The following is a 15,149-nucleotide window of genomic DNA, read 5'->3' as shown; positions in this document are numbered from 1 at the left end:
AGAAAAAGTGCATGAATTGGGGATCGTTTACCACATCATTCGCGATGTCGAGAACGTGGCGCGCGCTCATGGCGTGCGTCGCGTTTCGAGCGTGACGTTGCTGTTGGGCGAGGTCTCGGGCGTCGTTCCCGACTTGCTGCTCGACGCTTGGCGCTGGGCAGCAGATAAAAAGCCTATCGCGCAGGGCGCGGAGCTTATCGTGGAGCCCGTCGAGGCCGTGACACATTGCGAGGCGTGCGGCTGCGACTACGCGACGGTCGAGCACGGCAAGACCTGTCCCCATTGCGGTAGCGGCGAGACCTATTTGCTGCAGGGCCAAGAGGTCATGATCAAACAGATCGAGACCCCCGACGAGGACCCGGCAGGCGCTGCTCCTGATGGCCTCTCCGACGCCCCCGACGCCGTCGACGCCGCCAACCCCCTCCACATCGCCTAGGATTCCCTATAAGTTGCGGTGAAATAGTTCCTAAATTCAGCCTTCTGGCTCTTAAACAAGAACTATTCCACCGCAACTATTTTGAGTGGTTTCATAGACCATAAGTCACGAAAATAGTCAAGCCATGTCTGTTTAAACAAAATAGCGGCAGTACAAGCGCATTCGCGCTTGCCTAAAATCGATATTAATGAACAGCCTGCTTGTATCTGTAAAATGCATGGCTTGATGAGCGACGCCTTGTCGTGTAATGAGTCAAAAAGCAGTAACGTAATCAACTTGTAACAAACTTAGACGTTTAAACAAATAATCCAACCTTTTGCGAATTTAGCTATAATTCCACAATCCAAACAGGTATACTCCTTTCATGTCGTGTAGGAAATACGTAGACAAAAAGGAGGTTATGTGATGGTAAGTATTGTTCTTGCTAGCCACGGGGACTTGGCAGCTGGAATCAAGCAGACGGGCTCGATGGTCTTTGGCGATCAGCCGTCTGTTGCCGTGGTCTCGCTCGAGCCGAGCATGGGCCCCGACGACTTCCGTGCCAAGGTCGAGGAAGCAGTCGCTTCCTTCGAGGACCAGGAGCAGGTGCTCTTCCTCGTTGATCTGTGGGGCGGCACGCCGTTCAACCAGATCAGCGGGCTCATCGAGGGCCACGATTCCTGGGCTATCGTCACCGGTGTCAACCTGCCTATGCTCATCGAGGCATATTCGCAGCGCTTTGACGCAAAGAACACTGCACATGCGATCGCAAAACATCTCGTGACTGAGGCTAAGGCTGGCGTGCGCGTCAAGCCCGAGTCTCTGGAGCCCGAGGAGAAGAAGCCGGCTGCGGCCGCCGCTGCTCCTGCAGGCGCCATTCCTCCGGGAACGGTCATCGGCGACGGGCACATCAAGATTGCCCACGTCCGTATCGACACCCGTCTGCTTCATGGTCAGGTGGCCACCACGTGGACCAAGCAGATCAACCCCAACCGCATCATCGTGGTTTCCGACGGCGTTGCTCACGACGAGCTCCGCAAGACCATGATCGAGCAGGCTGCCCCTCCGGGAGTCCATGCCAACGTCGTGCCCATCAAGAAGATGGCCGAGGTCGTCAAGGACACGCGCTTTGGTGACACCAAGGCCATGCTGCTCTTCGAGAACCCGCAGGATCTGCTCAAGGCCATCGAGGCCGGCGTCGACATCAAGGAAGTCAACATCGGTTCCATGGCTCACTCCAAGGGCAAGGTCGTCGTCACCAACGCCGTCGCCATGGGCGATGACGACGTCAAGACTCTCGAGGCTCTCAAGGCCAAGGGCGTCAAGTTCGAGGTCCGCAAGGTTCCTTCGGATTCCTCCGAGGATCTCGACGCCATGTTGAAGAAAGCTAAGGCCGAACTGGCCGCTCAAGCATAGTAAAGGAGGGTCCGATACATGTCTGCAATCACTATTCTGCTTGTTGCGATTGTCGCGTTGCTTGCCGGTATGGAAGGCATTCTGGATGAGTTCCAGTTCCATCAGCCGCTCGTGGCATGCACGCTTATCGGTCTCGTAACCGGTCACCTTCAGGAGGGCATCCTCCTGGGCGGTTCGCTCCAGATGATGGCCCTTGGCTGGGCTAACGTCGGCGCCGCTGTCGCGCCTGACGCCGCTCTGGCCTCGGTCGCTTCTTCGATCATCATGGTGCTCGCCCTCAACGGCGGCGCCACTGATTCGGCCAAGGCCGTTACCGCGGCCATCGCCGTCGCCGTCCCGCTGTCGGTCGCTGGTCTGTTCCTGACCATGATCTGCCGTACCATTGCTACCGCTATCGCTCACGCCATGGACGGTTGCGCCGAGAAGGGCGACTTCTCCGGCATCGAGCGCTGGCAGTACGCTGCCATCCTCATGCAGGGCCTTCGTATCGCCATCCCGGCAGTGCTTCTGTGCGTCATCCCGGCCGAGGCCGTTACCAACGCGCTTAACGCTATGCCCGACTGGCTGTCCGGCGGCATGGCTGTCGGCGGCGGCATGGTCGCTTCCGTCGGTTACGCCATGGTCATCAACATGATGGCCACCAAGGAGACCTGGCCGTTCTTCGTCCTCGGCTTTGTCCTTGCTGCCATCCCTCAGCTCACGCTGATCGCCCTTGGTCTCATCGGCATCTCCCTTGCCCTCATCTACCTTGGCCTTAAGGATCTGGCCAAGCAGGGTGGCGGCATGGGCGGTGGCTCCGGCGACCCGCTCGGCGACATTCTGAACGATTACGAGTAGGAGGGGAGTGATACATATGGCAGAGAACAAGATTCAGCTCACCAAGGCTGACCGCAAGAAGGTTTGCTTCCGTCATCAGTTCCTTCAGGGCTCGTGGAACTACGAGCGTATGCAGAACGGCGGCTGGTGCTTCGCAATGATCCCTGCGATCAAGAAGCTCTACACCAGCAAGGATGACCAGATTGCCGCTCTTAAGCGCCACCTGGAGTTCTATAACACCCACCCCTATGTTTCCGCCCCCGTCATTGGCGTTACCCTCGCCCTCGAGGAGGAGCGCGCCAACGGTGCTCCGATCGATGACGTCGCCATTCAGGGCGTCAAGGTCGGTATGATGGGCCCGCTCGCCGGTGTCGGCGACCCCGTCTTCTGGTTCACCCTTCGCCCGATTCTGGGTGCTCTGGGCGCTTCCCTGGCCCTGTCCGGTAGCATCGCCGGTCCGCTGCTGTTCTTCTTCGCGTGGAACATCATCCGTTACGCCTTCCTGTGGTACACGCAGGAGTTTGGCTACAAGGTCGGCTCCTCCATCGCCAAGGACCTCTCCGGCGGTCTGATGGGCAAGGTTACCGAGGGCGCTTCCATCCTGGGTATGTTCATCATCGGCGCCTTGGTCGAGCGCTGGGTGTCCATTTCCTTCACCCCGATCGTCTCCACGGTCAAGCAGTCTGCTGGCGCCTTTATCGACTGGGCTAGCCTGCCCTCCGGTTCCGAGGGTATCAAGGAAGCGCTGACGATGTATAACTCCATCGGTGCTACCGCCCTTGATCAGATGAAGGTCACCACGCTTCAGGCCAACCTCGATCAGCTCATCCCCGGCCTTGCCGCCGTGTGCCTGACCCTGCTGGTCTGCAAGCTCCTCAAGAAGAAGGTCAGCCCGATCGTCATCATCCTGGCTCTCTTCGCCGTCGGCATCATCGGTCGCTTCTGCGGCTTCATGTAAGCATGTTTCGGCTTAAGACCGAGAGTTGCTAGGTAAGGGCTTTTGAGCCATTGAAACGGACCGCACCCGGTGGGTACACTGGATGCGGTCCGATTGTTTTATTTGGAGGGCGAGGCGCGCATGGCGCAATCTCAGAACAGCACGGTCGATCTGGCAACGCCGGCAACCTGCCTGATGGGGCTTACCAGCCACGGTAACGTGATGGTGGGCAATAAGGCGTTTGAGTACTATAACGAGCGCAATCCCGAGGATTATATTCAGATCCCGTGGGACGAGGTCGACTATATTGCCGCCGAGGTTTTGCGCGGCACCAAGAAGATTACGCGTTTTGCCATCTTCACCAAGGATAACGGTCACTTTACGTTTTCGACGCGCGACGACAAAGAGACGCTTCGTGCGGTCCGCAAGTACGTCGACGAGGATAAGCTCGTGCGTTCGCCCGACTTTATCGATGTGACTGCCAAGGGCGCCAAGAGCATCCCCTCCGTTATCAAAAACCTCTTCCACAAAGGTAACTAGCTCCTCATAAGTTGCGGTGAAATAGTTCCTAAATACGGCTTTAGATGCTTCAGACAGGAACTATTCCACCGCAACTTCGAAGTCTAGTCATGCGACGTATTGCGATGCAGTAAATCTGCTACACTAGTGCAACATGCCTCCGTAGCTCAGGGGATAGAGCACCGCTCTCCTAAAGCGGGTGTCGACGGTTCGAATCCGCCCGGGGGCACCATTCCAATTTTGCTCGAACCCGCTGGATGTCCAATCTGGCGGGTTCGCCCTTTTTGTCGTAGTTCAGCGTGACCAGTATCTCGTCCTCCGAGACGACAGCCTGCCACACGAACGCCTTCAGCAGCGTCGCGTCGTCGAGCGTCGTCCCGCACTGCAGGAAGTCGGCGAAGCGCTCCGGGTCAATCCGCTCGTCCGTGATGGCCTCGAGGTCGTACCTCGCGCGCGCCTGCTGCTCTTCCAGCTCGGCTATGCGCTCGTTCACGCCCGGCGCTATCACGCCCTGCTCGATGGCGTTGAGGATGTTCCTCAGGCCCCTCTCCGCGGCCCTGAGCGAGTCCTCGGCCTGCCTGCGGCGCGCCCGCACCTCGGCCGTGTCCGCGCGCTCCGCTACCATGTTGGCTATCTGCAGCGCCTCGCCGCGGTCGCCGAGCAGCCCGCGCAGCGCCGAGGCTATGGAGCCCTCGAGCTCCTCGCGCCTGATGTTGCGGACGCACGACCCCGGGCAGCTGTAGTACTCGTACTTCACGTTGTTGCGGCCCCTGCCGCTCACGCCCTGCAGGTTCCTGCCGCATTCCGCGCACAGTGCCGTTCCCGCGAGGGCGAAGTCGCCCCAGTTCTCGCTCGAGCGCTGCTTGCGGCACTTGATTCCCTGGACCTCCATGAACGTCACCTCGTCCACTATCGCCGGCATCCCGCCCTCGCGGACGATGCCTCCCCACTCGTACCTGCCCGTGTACCTGCGGTCGCGCAGCATCTGCTGCACCATCGCCTGGCCGCACGGGTTGCCCTTGCGCGTCCTGAGGCCGCGCCGAGCGAACTCGCGCGCTATCGCGTTCATGGACATGCGCTCAAGCCTCAGCGCGAAGGCCTCGCGCACCCACGCCGCCTGCGCCTCGTCGACCTCGTACTCGTCATCCCCGTTCCTGCGGTATCCGAAGATGCGCACGCCGTTGGTCTTGCACTTGAGGGCGTTGCCCTCCATTCCGCGCTTGGTCCTGATGGCGGTCTTCCTCGACTCGCAGGCGGCGAGCCCCTCGAGCAGCTTCTCGTAGATGATGCCCTCAGGGCTGTCGGGTATCTGCTCGAGCGCCGAGACCAGCTTGACCCCGTGCGTGGCGAGCTCGCGCTTGTATATCGGCGCGTCGTACTCGCCGCGGCTGAAGCGGTCCATCATGTAGACGAGGACGATCTCGCTCTCGCCGGCGTTGGCTATCATCCGCTGGAACTCGGGGCGGTCGTCGGTGCGCCCCGACACGGCGCGGTCGCAGTACTCCGCCGCGACCTCGTAGCCCTCGCGCGCGCACCACTCGCGGCAGACGCGCAGCTGGTCCTCGATTGAGGCCTCGCGCTGCCTGTTGCACGAGAACCTCGCGTATATCACTGCCTTCTTTGGCATAATGTGTATGTCACCCTTCCTTCAAGTTGAGTTTGCATGGGTGCACTGGTTGGATGCCCCGTCGGCTAAAGCGGTACCAGCGCTGCCGTCGGGGCTCTTTTTATATATATGCGCCATAAGGTGCGACGCAAATGCTGTAACTGTCGCTAATGGTGAAGCCGCGCGCGTAATCGCGGCACGGCGGCATGGAGAACGCCCGATATGTCCGATTGAACATGAAGCCGTGCTTCTCCATTTTCTCTGCGCTGACTGTGCCCAGCAAGACACCGCTTTCGTCCAGTATCACCGCGGCTCCGTTCTCGACCTCCCAGTTCTGGGGCATGTTCCTTTTTGTCTGCCGCTTGAGCTTGACCGAGAACGGTATGAAGGGTTGGTGCGTGGCGAGAACATCTTGGAATGCCGAATAGCTGTGGATGTAAAGGCTGTCTCTTGCGAGCATCCAGATAGCGAACGGAACGTTCATTGGTGGTTGCTCCGTGCTTTGCTGAGCGTTTGCCTTTGGTTTCCCCGTTAGTTGATTAAACAGGCCCATAAAGTTATTCGCCGTCCTCGTATGATTCCGCGCGCTCGAGTAGCTCGTCGACCGTGATACCCATCGCGTGCGCGATCTTGTAGACAATGCTGGCCTTGGGGTCTTTTATTTTCCCGCTGAAAATCTGGGAGACGTGGGCGTCGGACAGCCCCGAAGCCCTGCAAACGTCGGCCTGCTTCATGCCGCGCTCGCCAAGATAGTCAATCAATGCGCGTGAGAGCTGCATTTGTAGCTCCTCTCCATCTAAAGACTGTACGAGTAAATCCTAACAGAAATTAGGAAAACTTCAACATTCTATTGATTCCTAATGCGCATTAGGTTACTGTATCCAATGTACCTAATGCAGATTAGGAAGGAGGTACGGATGAACAGCCTTCAAGGTCTGGTGGCAGCCCGAGTTGCGGAGCTGAACATTACCAAGCAGAGTCTTGCCGACGCCGTCGGGGTATCGCTCGTCACCTTCAACAAGAAGGTGTGTGGCGAGTCCGACATCACCATCACAGAGGCGCGAAAGCTCGCAAAGGCTATCGAGGTGAGCAGTGATGAAGTCTGCCGACTCGCACCCTAGCGAAAGTAAGCCCAAGACCCCGCGCGAGATAGCGCTCGACACCATGTGCTCGACGCTTCGGGCGGCGTACCGGGAATGGGAGAGGAAGGAGGGGAGCAAGAGACAGTGAGGCCATGGTCGACACGTGAGATCCGGTACCTGAGGGAGCACGCCGGCGACGGAGCCAGGGAGATAGCCAAGGCGCTTGGCCGCAGCACCGACGCGGTCAAGTGGCAGGCGCGCAGATGCGGAATATCGCTCCGCCAGCGCTGGATGTGCCCGAAGTGCGGGCGCACGACGTTCAAGCCGCTGAACAAGGCGAACGGCTGGTGCGCGGAGTGCACCAAGGAGGGCCACGTGGCAGACCTCAGGGAGCAGGCCAACGCGATGCGCGAGGAGGCGGCGAGGGCCAAGCGGAACGACAGGGAGCGGCAGAGGTGCTACAGCGCCAAGAGCCGCGCCAAAAAAGTCTCAAAATAGCCACCCTAAAAGCCACACCTGCATCTACCTGCGGAAACATCAGAAGGGAACACAAGATGTACACATACAAAGAAGCGAGCGCCCCCAGCTACCAACTTGCGAGCACTCGCCGAAACAGCCCCAGACATGAGGCTCAGACCATCATAGCACCCAAGTCATATCGACCGACCGTTCGCGAGCAGCTCGACTCCGATGCGTTCAGGGCGGGGGCCATGGTCGGCTTCATCGCCGCCGCGGTCCTGTTCGCGGCGATCCTGACCGTCTTCGTCCTCCCGACGATGGACGGCGCGGTCCAGGCGGCCAAGGCCGCATGCGCGGCGGGGGCCGTCAATGCGTAACGACGAGAGATACCGCCAGAAGCCGATGAGCAACCAGCTCGAGATATTCGGCCTCGGCGCGGACGGCGAGCAGGACATGGCCGAGGCGCGCGCATGGATAGGCGAGCACCCGCGGGCGTGGGACTTCATGGTCGAGCAGGCCACCCGCCTCAACCGCAAGGGCTACGTCTCGATCAACTACCTCATCCACATGGTGCGCAACGAGCTGCACGTCGGCGTGAAGAACGGCCTCGCGCCGAGCCTCGCCCGCATCATGGAGGCGCGCTACCCGCACCTGAGGCACGCATTCAACAAGCACCGCTCGAAATCGGACGGTTTCGTCGATGAGTAGGAGCAGGAGGACCGCCAAGGACGCGGGCACGAGGTTCGAGCGCCTGGTCGCCGACTACCTCGCCGGGAGGCTGGGGGCCGACATCGACAGGCAGGTCAAGACCGGCTCGCACGACACGGGCGACATCCGCGGCGTGTCGATGGCCGGGCGGGGCATCGCAATCGAGTGCAAGGACTACCAGGGAAGGCACGAGCTGCCCAAGTGGCTGCGCGAGGCGGAAACCGAGCGCAGGAACCGCGGGGCCGACTACGGCGTGGTCGTCTGGAAGCGCCGCGGGACCGCCATCCCCGGCGAGCAGTTCGTGACCATGACATTGGAGACGTTCGCGGCGATGCTCGCGGGCGCAGGCAGGGAGGAATAGCAATGGAGAGCACAAACATACCGATGGAGATCGAGGCCAAGTTCAAGCAGGCCACCGTTAAGGGCGGCGTCGCCGTCCTGCAGTTCGAGGTCGACACGGAGGACAGCGCGGCGTTCGACGCCATCCGCAAGAGCGGCGAGGAGGTCTGGCTGTCCATCCAGAGCAAGCAGCCGCAGATCCTGTTCGTTAGCCACGACGGGGAGGTGACCGAGTGATGGAGGACTACAAGGGGATGCTCGCCGAGCTGGCCGAGCTCGCCACGGAGGAGCAGGCGATGTTCACCATCTATGGCATAACCAAGTCCGACGAGGCGTTCGACAGGTTCTTGGACGCGCGCGAGAGGCTGTCCAAGTGGATCGTCGAGCACGCCGCCGTCATCGACGAGGCGATAACCGAGAGGAAGTACAACCGGATGCTCAACGAGGAGGTCAGGTAATGTCCGAGAAGAACAGGGCCGAGGAGGTCGTGGCGGAGGTCGTCGAGGAGCAGGAGGCGTCGTCGCTCATCGTGACCTATGCGCCCTCGTCCATCGAGGCGAACTTCGACGCCCTCGAGAAGCGCGTGCGCAAGACCGTCGAGCTCTACAAGGGCGCGACCTACGACCTCACCAAGGCCGACAAGATCAAGGAGGCCAAGAACGACCGCTCCTACCTCAACGGCCTGAAGAACGAGATAGAGGAGCGCCGAAAGGCCGTGAAGCGCGAGTACAACAAGCCGCTCGCCGCCTTCGAGAAGCGCTGCAAGGAGATCACGTCCATCATCGACGGCGCGTCGGACGGCATCAAGGCACAGCTCGACGAGGCGGAGGAGAGGCGCAGGGCGGGGGCGAGGGCCGCGCTCGAGGCCCACTACAGGGAGTTCGCCGAACTCCTCGCGCCGGTCGTGCCCTACGAGCGCCTGCACGACGACAAGTGGCTCAACAAGTCCTTCGGCGAGGTCAAGGCGAAGAAGGCCCTCGAGGAGAAGGTCTCCGCCGTCGCGCGCGACTGGGACACGCTCAAGGCGCAGCGCGACTCCATGGCCCACTACGAGGTCGCCGAGCGCGAGCTGTTCCGCACGCTCGACCTGGGCTCGGCGCTCAACGCCGCCCGCGCCGCCGACGAGGAGGACGCCCGCATCGCCGCCATGCGCGAGGCGGTCGAGTCCAAGCCCGCGCCGCGTCCCGTACCGAGGCGCCGGGCGGAACCCGCCGCCGCGGCGCGCCCCGAGCTGTCCTGCGCGTGGACGGTCGAGATCCCGTCCGCGACCCGCTCGCAGATGGAGCTGCTCGCCGCGGCGCTGCGCGAGCGCGGCATCACCGGCACCATCAAGTGCAAGGGGGTGTGCTAGATGGACGACGAGAAGATGACGCTCTCCCAGGCGATAGCCAAGGTGCAGCGCTCCGTGACCGTCCCCAAGGCGCGCTACAACGCCTTCGCGAAATTCAGCTACCGCTCGTTCGAGGACATCGTCGCCGCGCTCAAGGAGCCCTGCAAGGAGGCCGGCGTGGCGTTCACGCTCCATGACAGCATCTGCAAGGTGGGCGAGCGCTACTACGTCGAGGCCACGTGCACTCTGTTCTTCGTGGACGGGCACGGCGAGAAGAAGGAGTTCAAGGCCTACGCCCGCGAGGCGGAGCACAAGAGTGGCTCCGACGACGCTCAGGTGACCGGGATGGCGTCGAGCTACGCGCGCAAGTACGCGCTCTGCGGCCTGTTCGCCATCGACGGGCAGAGCGACCCGGACGCGCTCTCGGACAGGCCCGAGAAGAAGCCGCCCGAGAGCGGCGGCTTCACGGCGAAGTGCAAGGCCTGCGGCACGGCCTACGCCTTCGAGTCGAAAGAGCAGTACGAGGAGTTCAAGAAGCACCCCGGCTGCTGCGCCACGCCTACGTGGCGCGTCCTGTAGGCCATGCAGGACATGTACGCGCAGCGCGAGGAGCTGTTCGAGCGCCTCATGGCGGAGCTGGACACGCTCAGGCGGACGGGCCAGCAGTACGCCGAGAACGAGGCGGACTACCGAAAGGCGCTGCGCATCGCCATCCTCGAGGAGCGCTCCAAGGGCACGCCGGTGACCATCATCGGCGACCTGTGCCGGGGGCGCGAGGAGATAGCCGAGAAGAAGCAGCTGCGTGACTGCGCCGAAGCTCTCTACAAGGCATCGAGCGAGGCGATCATGGCGCTGAAGCTGCGAATCAAGACAGTGGACGCCGACATCCAGAGGACATGGACGAGCGGCGGAGAGGAGACATACAGATGAGCATCAACAGAGTGGTCGTGTCGGGCAATCTGACCCGAGACCCCGAGCTGCGCGTCACGCCGGGCGGCACGCAGGTACTGGGCTTCGGCGTGGCCGTCAACGACCGCCGCCGCAACCAGCAGACGGGGGAGTGGGAGGACTACCCCAACTTCATCGACTGCACTATGTTCGGCAACCGCGCCGAGGCGCTCTCGCGCATCCTGCGCAAGGGCATGAAGGTCGCCATCGAGGGGAAGCTTCGCTACAGCTCCTGGGAGGACAAGAACGGGGGCTGCAGGCGCTCGAAGGTCGAGATCATCCCCGACGAGGTCGTCCTCATGAGCCAGAACCCCAACGGGCAGCAGGCGCCTCAGCAGTACGCGCCGCAGGGCTACCAGCAGCAGGCGTACCCGCCCCGACAGGCGCCGCAGCCCGCGCCGCAGGCGTACGCCCCGCATCCGGCGCCCCAGCAGCCCGCGCCGCAGTGGAACGCCCAGCAGGCCTACCAGCAGGCCCCGCAGGCGGCGCCGCAGCCGGCACCGCAGCAGCCCGCCCAGCAGCAGCTGGACGTGTACGACGAGGACATCCCGTTCTGATGGGGCGCTTGCTCGACACCATCCGCGACCACTGGGAGGCGGTCCTGTTCGCCGCCTCCTTCTCCGCGGGTTTCCTGTTCTTCTCTTCGCTTCTTTGGGGGTGGTTCTGATGGCAAGCAAGTTCACGTGGTTCCCGAAGCTCACCGCCGCCCTCGAGCGCGTGCCGGATGGGCCGCGCGGGGAGCTGTGCTGGGCCATCATCCAGTACGGCACCAACGGCGTCGAGCCGGAGTTCGCCGACTGGGCGCTTTCCGCCGTGTTCGAGAGCCTGCGAGAGGACATCGACAACAGTCTCGCCGCCCGCAACAAGAACAAGGGCGGCAGACCGCGCAAGGACTCCAAGGGCGAAACGGGGGTTTCGGAGGATACGGAAACCTCGGAAACGGGGGTTTCGGAAAACGGAAACGGGGGTTTCGGGGTTTCGGAAACTACCGAAACGGGGGTTTCGGAACCTGAAAACCCCTCCTTATATACCAATCCATACCAGTCCATACCAAGCCAGGCCATCCCAGTGCAGGGCAGTGCGGACGCGTGCGCAGCGCCCGAGGGCTTCGAGCCGCCGACCGCCGAGGAGGTCGCCGCGTACTTCGGGGCCAACTGCCTGAACGGCGACCCGCAGGCTTTCTTCGACTTCTACGCGTCGCAGGGCTGGCGCAAGTCCAACGGCATGCCGATCTCGGACTGGCAGCCGCAGGCCCGGCAGTGGCACCGCCGCCAGCGCGAGCTCGACGCCGAGGCCCGCAGCCGCGGCAAGCCCACCGCCTCGGAGGTCGAGGCCGCCACGTTCAGGCTCACGAGGACGCCCGAGGAGGCGCTGGCCGAGCAGGAGCGCCGGTGGGCGTCCGAGCACCCGGGCATCGACCCGGCGAAGGTCGAGGCCCCGCGGGGCACGACCGCTAGCAGGGACCGGTTCGGGCTGTACCAGGACGCTCAGAGACTGCTGGCCGCACGCGCCGCGTGCGAGGGGAGGCCCCGATGACGGTCGACGCGGGAGTCCTCAGGAGCTGGTCCAAGGAGCGCGCCGAGCTGTACGGCAAGCCCCACCTCGGGGCGAGGTACACGCACGGCGCGGCATACGAGCCGACGCAGGCCCGGTGCGCTGTGTGCGGCCGGCGAGCCTGCAACTGCCACCACGTCGCGAGGCGCTCGTGGGGGAAGACGTTCAGGCTCGTCACGCCAAACGGGGTGTGGGAGCTGCGCAGCCCGCTGTTCGCCCTGTGCGGCTCCGGCACGACCGGGTGCCACGGGAAGTTCCACGACGGCGGACTGCACGCCGAGTGGGTATGGCGCACCGGGGCGGCCGAGGAGGCATGGTGGTCCGGCACGCTGCTCAGGGAGTACCCGCCGCACAGCCCCGACCTCTACATGTTCGGCTACTGGGCCATCACCGACCGATACGGCAACGAGATCATCCGAGAGGTGAAATGACGATGGAGATCACCAACTGCGAGCAGTACGTGCTCGCCGAGCTCGACTACGAGCAGCGCCGCAACGAGCGCCTCGTGGCCGAGAACAACAAGCTGGCCAAGCAGCTCGACGCCATGACAAAGATGGCGAACGGCTACAGACAGATCATCAGCCGGCCCAAGACGCCCGTCGAGGCGCTCGGGGACAGGGTCATGCGCGAGGAGATGCTGACCCGCTTCACATACGCCGAGGTCACGGACGTCAAGAGCGCGTTCAGCGGAAGGCTGCTCGACTTCGACGAATGGTGCCACGATGCGATATGTGGCGCTGGCGGACGACGTCGGCGAGGAGGAGTTCACCCGGTTCATGCGCCGGGACCTCAAGAAGATCTACGACAAGAAGGTGGCCAAGCGTGCCGAGAAGAGGCCGCCGTGCCCGACAGGAGCGGCAGGGCGGGCCGATGAATGACGAGAAGGCCATCGCCGCGGCCATCCACGCCGGGCTCCAGAGCGACGACGTGACCGACCTGTACTCGGGCGACTGCAGGGGCTGCGGCGAGTGCTGCTCGCGCTTCCTGCCCGTGAGCCCGTTCGACCGGGTGCGCCTCGAGCTGTACGTGCGCCGGAACGGGATCGAGCCCGCCGAGCCCAGGGCGGAGTACGACCTGCTGTGCCCTTACCTCACGGACGGGCGCGAGTGCGCGGTCTACGCCGCGAGGCCCGAGATCTGCCGCGCCTACCGGTGCGACAGGCACAAGAGGAGCGAGCTCGGAATGTTCTTCGGCGCGGAGTGCGCCGAGGTGACCGACATGCGCGAGCTCGCGGAATCAATGGCCAGCGACGTCTACAGGAAGGAGCAGGGGAATGGCTAGGAACGTCTACGGCGGCTACTGCCGCGAGTGCGGCAGGTGGACGCCTCCCGGGTTCGGGCACTTCGAGCGCTACCGCGGCGGCTGGCGCGTCCACTGCGTCGAGTGCGCGAGCGGGCGGAAGCTGCCGCCCGAGGGAGACCAGGCGGCGCAGGACATGCGGCGCCACGTAAGGAACATGGTGAACGACGGAAGGTACGGGAAGAGGGGATACAGATGACGGGGAACGAGAGGCCGGACATCTATGCGGACGGACTCCGGGAGGAGCGCTGTGAGAACTGTCTGCACTGCTGCGCGACGGTGCTGCGCACCGTCCACGGCGTGGAGCGCACCGAGTACGAGTGCGGGCGGCGCCCGGAGTTCGTGCACCGCACGCAGGGGCTCGCCAGGTGCAACTACTGGACCGACGCGAGCTACGAGACCGGGGAGGACTAATGGCAATTATCGAAATGCCCAAGGGCGTGACCCCATCCACGATCCCCGAGTATGCAACGCCCAACGAATGGGCCGAGGCTTTCAACGTGAGCCTGAGGACCGTCTACAGGATGTGCAAGGACGGGGAGCTAATGACCGTGAGGACGCCCGGCAGCATCCGCATCTGCCGCGACATGTCCTTTGTACTGCTGGGGCTAGATAGGTGATGGCAATGTTGAATATCGAGTTACCAAAAGATGCCGAGGGCCGCGAGATTCCGCTGGACACCAAGGTGCTGTACAACAACATAGGCGTCGGGTACGAGGTGAACAGGTTCACGTTCGGATTCGATGTGATCACACACGAGGTCGAATGGACAGCCGAGTCCTACGGGACTGGGTACATGGTGTACCACTTACCTGCCAACTCCATGTACCTCGAGAAGCCGGACAGCCTCAAGCAGCTCGCGGAAGACCTCAACCGTGTGTGGGATGTGCACGGCAAAGGCTGCAGGGACATGCCGTGCCACTACGACAAGGACCGTGGCGAGTACTGCAACGATTGTCGGCTGTGCAGCCACGGGAAGATGGATTGCCTCGATGCCATGATGGCCGACATCGTATCGCGTGTGAACCGTCTTTCCGGTGATTCCGAATGATTGAGCTACCGAGGGACGCCGAAGGGCGTGAGATTCCGCTGAACACGAAGAGGTTATACGACGCCGGCGGTGTCCCGGTCAGCATTCGAGCGTTCCGCTACAACCCGAATGAATGCTTCTGGAGAGTCGAGCGTTTAGACGGGTTGGGAACCCCAATGACGACAGCGCTAAGATTCACCCAGCCAGACAGCTGGGAGAAGCTCGAAGAGGACTTGGACAAATGCGTCGCAGAAGGCACCGCTTGCACGTACTTCAGCAAGGATGGAACCTGTCAAAGTTGTTCTCTCAGCAATATAACAACTGGTTGCTCTCCGAAAGTGATTGAGGACATCGTATCCCGCATCCGCAAGCTGAGGGGTGAGGCCTGATGGCGACGCACAGGCTCAAGATTCAAGAGCAATACGCCGACGCCGTCCTGAACGGCACCAAGACGTTCGAGATTCGCAAGAACGACCGGGGTTACAAGGTCGGCGATGAGATCGTATTCGACGTTGTCACGAACGAAGGCTACGCCGTCGGGGAAGCAGCCAGGCATCCGCTCAACGGTGAAGTCTACCGAATCGACTACATCCTCGACGACTTCGAGGGCCTTGCCCAGAAATACGTGGCGCTGGCCATATCCAAGGTGGACGAATGATTACCGATGAAAAGCGCCGCGAGGCGGCGGCGA

General features: G+C 62.5%; 28 protein-coding genes, 1 tRNA gene and 1 pseudogene. 27 read left to right on the top strand and 3 right to left on the bottom strand.

The features are described 5' to 3' along the window. Window positions 1-7 precede the first annotated feature (7 nt). From KTF55_RS02285 to KTF55_RS09930, 7 genes are all read left to right on the top strand, one after another. Window positions 8-436 carry a hydrogenase maturation nickel metallochaperone HypA gene (locus tag KTF55_RS02285; RefSeq protein WP_195625035.1) on the top strand — a complete coding sequence of 143 codons (429 nt, stop codon included), beginning with the start codon at window positions 8-10 and terminating at the stop codon, window positions 434-436. A 405-nt stretch (window positions 437-841) separates the two neighbouring features. Then, entirely contained in the window at window positions 842-1,831 is a 990-nt protein-coding gene (locus tag KTF55_RS02280; protein WP_148332486.1) for a PTS sugar transporter subunit IIB, read from the top strand. Between the two features lie 18 nt (window positions 1,832-1,849). Continuing rightward, a complete protein-coding gene (locus KTF55_RS02275; protein WP_148332484.1) occupies window positions 1,850-2,668 on the top strand; it encodes a PTS mannose/fructose/sorbose transporter subunit IIC in 819 nt (272 codons plus the stop codon). 16 nt (window positions 2,669-2,684) lie between these two features. Continuing rightward, window positions 2,685-3,605 (top strand): PTS system mannose/fructose/sorbose family transporter subunit IID, encoded by a 921-nt coding sequence (locus tag KTF55_RS02270; protein WP_148332482.1) that lies wholly within the window; start codon window positions 2,685-2,687, stop codon window positions 3,603-3,605. 120 nt (window positions 3,606-3,725) lie between these two features. Continuing rightward, window positions 3,726-4,124: a DUF956 family protein gene (locus tag KTF55_RS02265; protein WP_006235193.1), complete on the top strand. Its 399-nt coding sequence runs from the start codon at window positions 3,726-3,728 to the stop codon at window positions 4,122-4,124. Window positions 4,125-4,259: 135 nt separating this feature from the next. Next, a tRNA-Arg gene (locus KTF55_RS02260) sits at window positions 4,260-4,335 on the top strand. A 298-nt stretch (window positions 4,336-4,633) separates the two neighbouring features. After that, the gene (locus KTF55_RS09930) at window positions 4,634-4,846 is read left to right on the top strand and encodes a hypothetical protein (protein WP_226802964.1); all 213 of its coding nucleotides are present in this window, start codon (window positions 4,634-4,636) and stop codon (window positions 4,844-4,846) included. 143 nt (window positions 4,847-4,989) lie between these two features. Here KTF55_RS09930 and KTF55_RS10120 read toward each other — a convergent pair. From KTF55_RS10120 to KTF55_RS02240, 3 genes and pseudogenes are all read right to left on the bottom strand, one after another. Continuing rightward, a pseudogene (locus KTF55_RS10120) lies at window positions 4,990-5,730 on the bottom strand (recombinase family protein); the annotation flags it as partial. Between the two features lie 100 nt (window positions 5,731-5,830). Further along, window positions 5,831-6,262 (bottom strand): hypothetical protein, encoded by a 432-nt coding sequence (locus KTF55_RS02245; protein ID WP_217107433.1) that lies wholly within the window; start codon window positions 6,260-6,262, stop codon window positions 5,831-5,833. Window positions 6,263-6,266: 4 nt separating this feature from the next. Then, window positions 6,267-6,488 carry a helix-turn-helix domain-containing protein gene (locus KTF55_RS02240; RefSeq protein ID WP_118205812.1) on the bottom strand — a complete coding sequence of 74 codons (222 nt, stop codon included), beginning with the start codon at window positions 6,486-6,488 and terminating at the stop codon, window positions 6,267-6,269. A gap of 138 nt (window positions 6,489-6,626) precedes the next feature. Here KTF55_RS02240 and KTF55_RS02235 point away from each other — a divergent pair, with 138 nt between their 5' ends. The 20 genes from KTF55_RS02235 (at window position 6,627) to KTF55_RS02140 (ending at window position 15,116) form a co-directional block, all read left to right on the top strand. After that, window positions 6,627-6,830, top strand: coding sequence for a helix-turn-helix transcriptional regulator (locus KTF55_RS02235; protein ID WP_118205811.1), 204 nt, complete (start codon window positions 6,627-6,629; stop codon window positions 6,828-6,830). 75 nt (window positions 6,831-6,905) lie between these two features. Further along, window positions 6,906-7,289: a hypothetical protein gene (locus tag KTF55_RS02230; RefSeq protein ID WP_217107434.1), complete on the top strand. Its 384-nt coding sequence runs from the start codon at window positions 6,906-6,908 to the stop codon at window positions 7,287-7,289. A 56-nt stretch (window positions 7,290-7,345) separates the two neighbouring features. After that, the gene (locus KTF55_RS02225; RefSeq protein WP_217107435.1) at window positions 7,346-7,627 is read left to right on the top strand and encodes a hypothetical protein; all 282 of its coding nucleotides are present in this window, start codon (window positions 7,346-7,348) and stop codon (window positions 7,625-7,627) included. Then, window positions 7,620-7,958, top strand: coding sequence for a hypothetical protein (locus tag KTF55_RS02220; RefSeq protein WP_217107436.1), 339 nt, complete (start codon window positions 7,620-7,622; stop codon window positions 7,956-7,958). Before KTF55_RS02225 ends, KTF55_RS02220 begins: the two co-directional genes overlap by 8 nt. Beyond that, window positions 7,951-8,319: a hypothetical protein gene (locus KTF55_RS02215; RefSeq protein WP_217107437.1), complete on the top strand. Its 369-nt coding sequence runs from the start codon at window positions 7,951-7,953 to the stop codon at window positions 8,317-8,319. The genes KTF55_RS02220 and KTF55_RS02215 overlap by 8 nt, the downstream gene beginning before the upstream one ends. A 2-nt stretch (window positions 8,320-8,321) precedes the next feature. Next, complete coding sequence (locus tag KTF55_RS02210; RefSeq protein ID WP_217107438.1) at window positions 8,322-8,534, top strand: hypothetical protein; 213 nt, start codon at window positions 8,322-8,324, stop codon at window positions 8,532-8,534. Continuing rightward, window positions 8,534-8,755, top strand: a complete 222-nt coding sequence (locus KTF55_RS02205) for a hypothetical protein (RefSeq protein ID WP_217107439.1) — start codon at window positions 8,534-8,536, stop codon at window positions 8,753-8,755. The genes KTF55_RS02210 and KTF55_RS02205 overlap by 1 nt, the downstream gene beginning before the upstream one ends. Next, window positions 8,755-9,648 (top strand): DUF1351 domain-containing protein, encoded by an 894-nt coding sequence (locus tag KTF55_RS02200; RefSeq protein ID WP_217107440.1) that lies wholly within the window; start codon window positions 8,755-8,757, stop codon window positions 9,646-9,648. The genes KTF55_RS02205 and KTF55_RS02200 overlap by 1 nt, the downstream gene beginning before the upstream one ends. Next, window positions 9,649-10,206 (top strand): ERF family protein, encoded by a 558-nt coding sequence (locus KTF55_RS02195; protein WP_217107441.1) that lies wholly within the window; start codon window positions 9,649-9,651, stop codon window positions 10,204-10,206. 3 nt (window positions 10,207-10,209) lie between these two features. Further along, on the top strand, window positions 10,210-10,557 hold the full coding sequence (locus KTF55_RS02190; protein ID WP_118205802.1) for a hypothetical protein: 348 nt from the start codon (window positions 10,210-10,212) through the stop codon (window positions 10,555-10,557). Further along, on the top strand, window positions 10,554-11,132 hold the full coding sequence (locus KTF55_RS02185; protein ID WP_217107442.1) for a single-stranded DNA-binding protein: 579 nt from the start codon (window positions 10,554-10,556) through the stop codon (window positions 11,130-11,132). The genes KTF55_RS02190 and KTF55_RS02185 overlap by 4 nt, the downstream gene beginning before the upstream one ends. Window positions 11,133-11,241: 109 nt before the next feature. Continuing rightward, window positions 11,242-12,111: a DUF6291 domain-containing protein gene (locus KTF55_RS02180; RefSeq protein WP_217107443.1), complete on the top strand. Its 870-nt coding sequence runs from the start codon at window positions 11,242-11,244 to the stop codon at window positions 12,109-12,111. Next, a complete protein-coding gene (locus KTF55_RS02175) occupies window positions 12,108-12,560 on the top strand; it encodes a hypothetical protein (RefSeq protein WP_217107444.1) in 453 nt (150 codons plus the stop codon). Before KTF55_RS02180 ends, KTF55_RS02175 begins: the two co-directional genes overlap by 4 nt. Window positions 12,561-12,562: 2 nt before the next feature. After that, window positions 12,563-13,003 carry a hypothetical protein gene (locus tag KTF55_RS02170; RefSeq protein WP_217107445.1) on the top strand — a complete coding sequence of 147 codons (441 nt, stop codon included), beginning with the start codon at window positions 12,563-12,565 and terminating at the stop codon, window positions 13,001-13,003. Then, complete coding sequence (locus tag KTF55_RS02165; RefSeq protein ID WP_217107446.1) at window positions 13,000-13,410, top strand: YkgJ family cysteine cluster protein; 411 nt, start codon at window positions 13,000-13,002, stop codon at window positions 13,408-13,410. Before KTF55_RS02170 ends, KTF55_RS02165 begins: the two co-directional genes overlap by 4 nt. Next, window positions 13,403-13,627 (top strand): hypothetical protein, encoded by a 225-nt coding sequence (locus KTF55_RS02160; RefSeq protein ID WP_161160813.1) that lies wholly within the window; start codon window positions 13,403-13,405, stop codon window positions 13,625-13,627. The genes KTF55_RS02165 and KTF55_RS02160 overlap by 8 nt, the downstream gene beginning before the upstream one ends. Further along, a complete protein-coding gene (locus tag KTF55_RS02155) occupies window positions 13,624-13,842 on the top strand; it encodes a hypothetical protein (RefSeq protein ID WP_217107447.1) in 219 nt (72 codons plus the stop codon). Before KTF55_RS02160 ends, KTF55_RS02155 begins: the two co-directional genes overlap by 4 nt. Further along, window positions 13,842-14,048, top strand: coding sequence for a helix-turn-helix domain-containing protein (locus tag KTF55_RS02150; RefSeq protein WP_217107448.1), 207 nt, complete (start codon window positions 13,842-13,844; stop codon window positions 14,046-14,048). Before KTF55_RS02155 ends, KTF55_RS02150 begins: the two co-directional genes overlap by 1 nt. A gap of 5 nt (window positions 14,049-14,053) precedes the next feature. Continuing rightward, window positions 14,054-14,479: a hypothetical protein gene (locus tag KTF55_RS02145; protein ID WP_217107449.1), complete on the top strand. Its 426-nt coding sequence runs from the start codon at window positions 14,054-14,056 to the stop codon at window positions 14,477-14,479. Window positions 14,480-14,846: 367 nt separating this feature from the next. Beyond that, window positions 14,847-15,116, top strand: a complete 270-nt coding sequence (locus KTF55_RS02140; protein ID WP_195234062.1) for a DUF3850 domain-containing protein — start codon at window positions 14,847-14,849, stop codon at window positions 15,114-15,116. Window positions 15,117-15,149: the final 33 nt, after the last annotated feature.

It is taken from the genome of Collinsella sp. MSK.8.10, assembly GCF_019041915.1.
In the GTDB taxonomy this organism is placed as follows: domain Bacteria; phylum Actinomycetota; class Coriobacteriia; order Coriobacteriales; family Coriobacteriaceae; genus Collinsella.
Note: the sequence above shows the minus strand (reverse complement) of the source record. Positions and strands in the feature narration are given on the sequence as shown.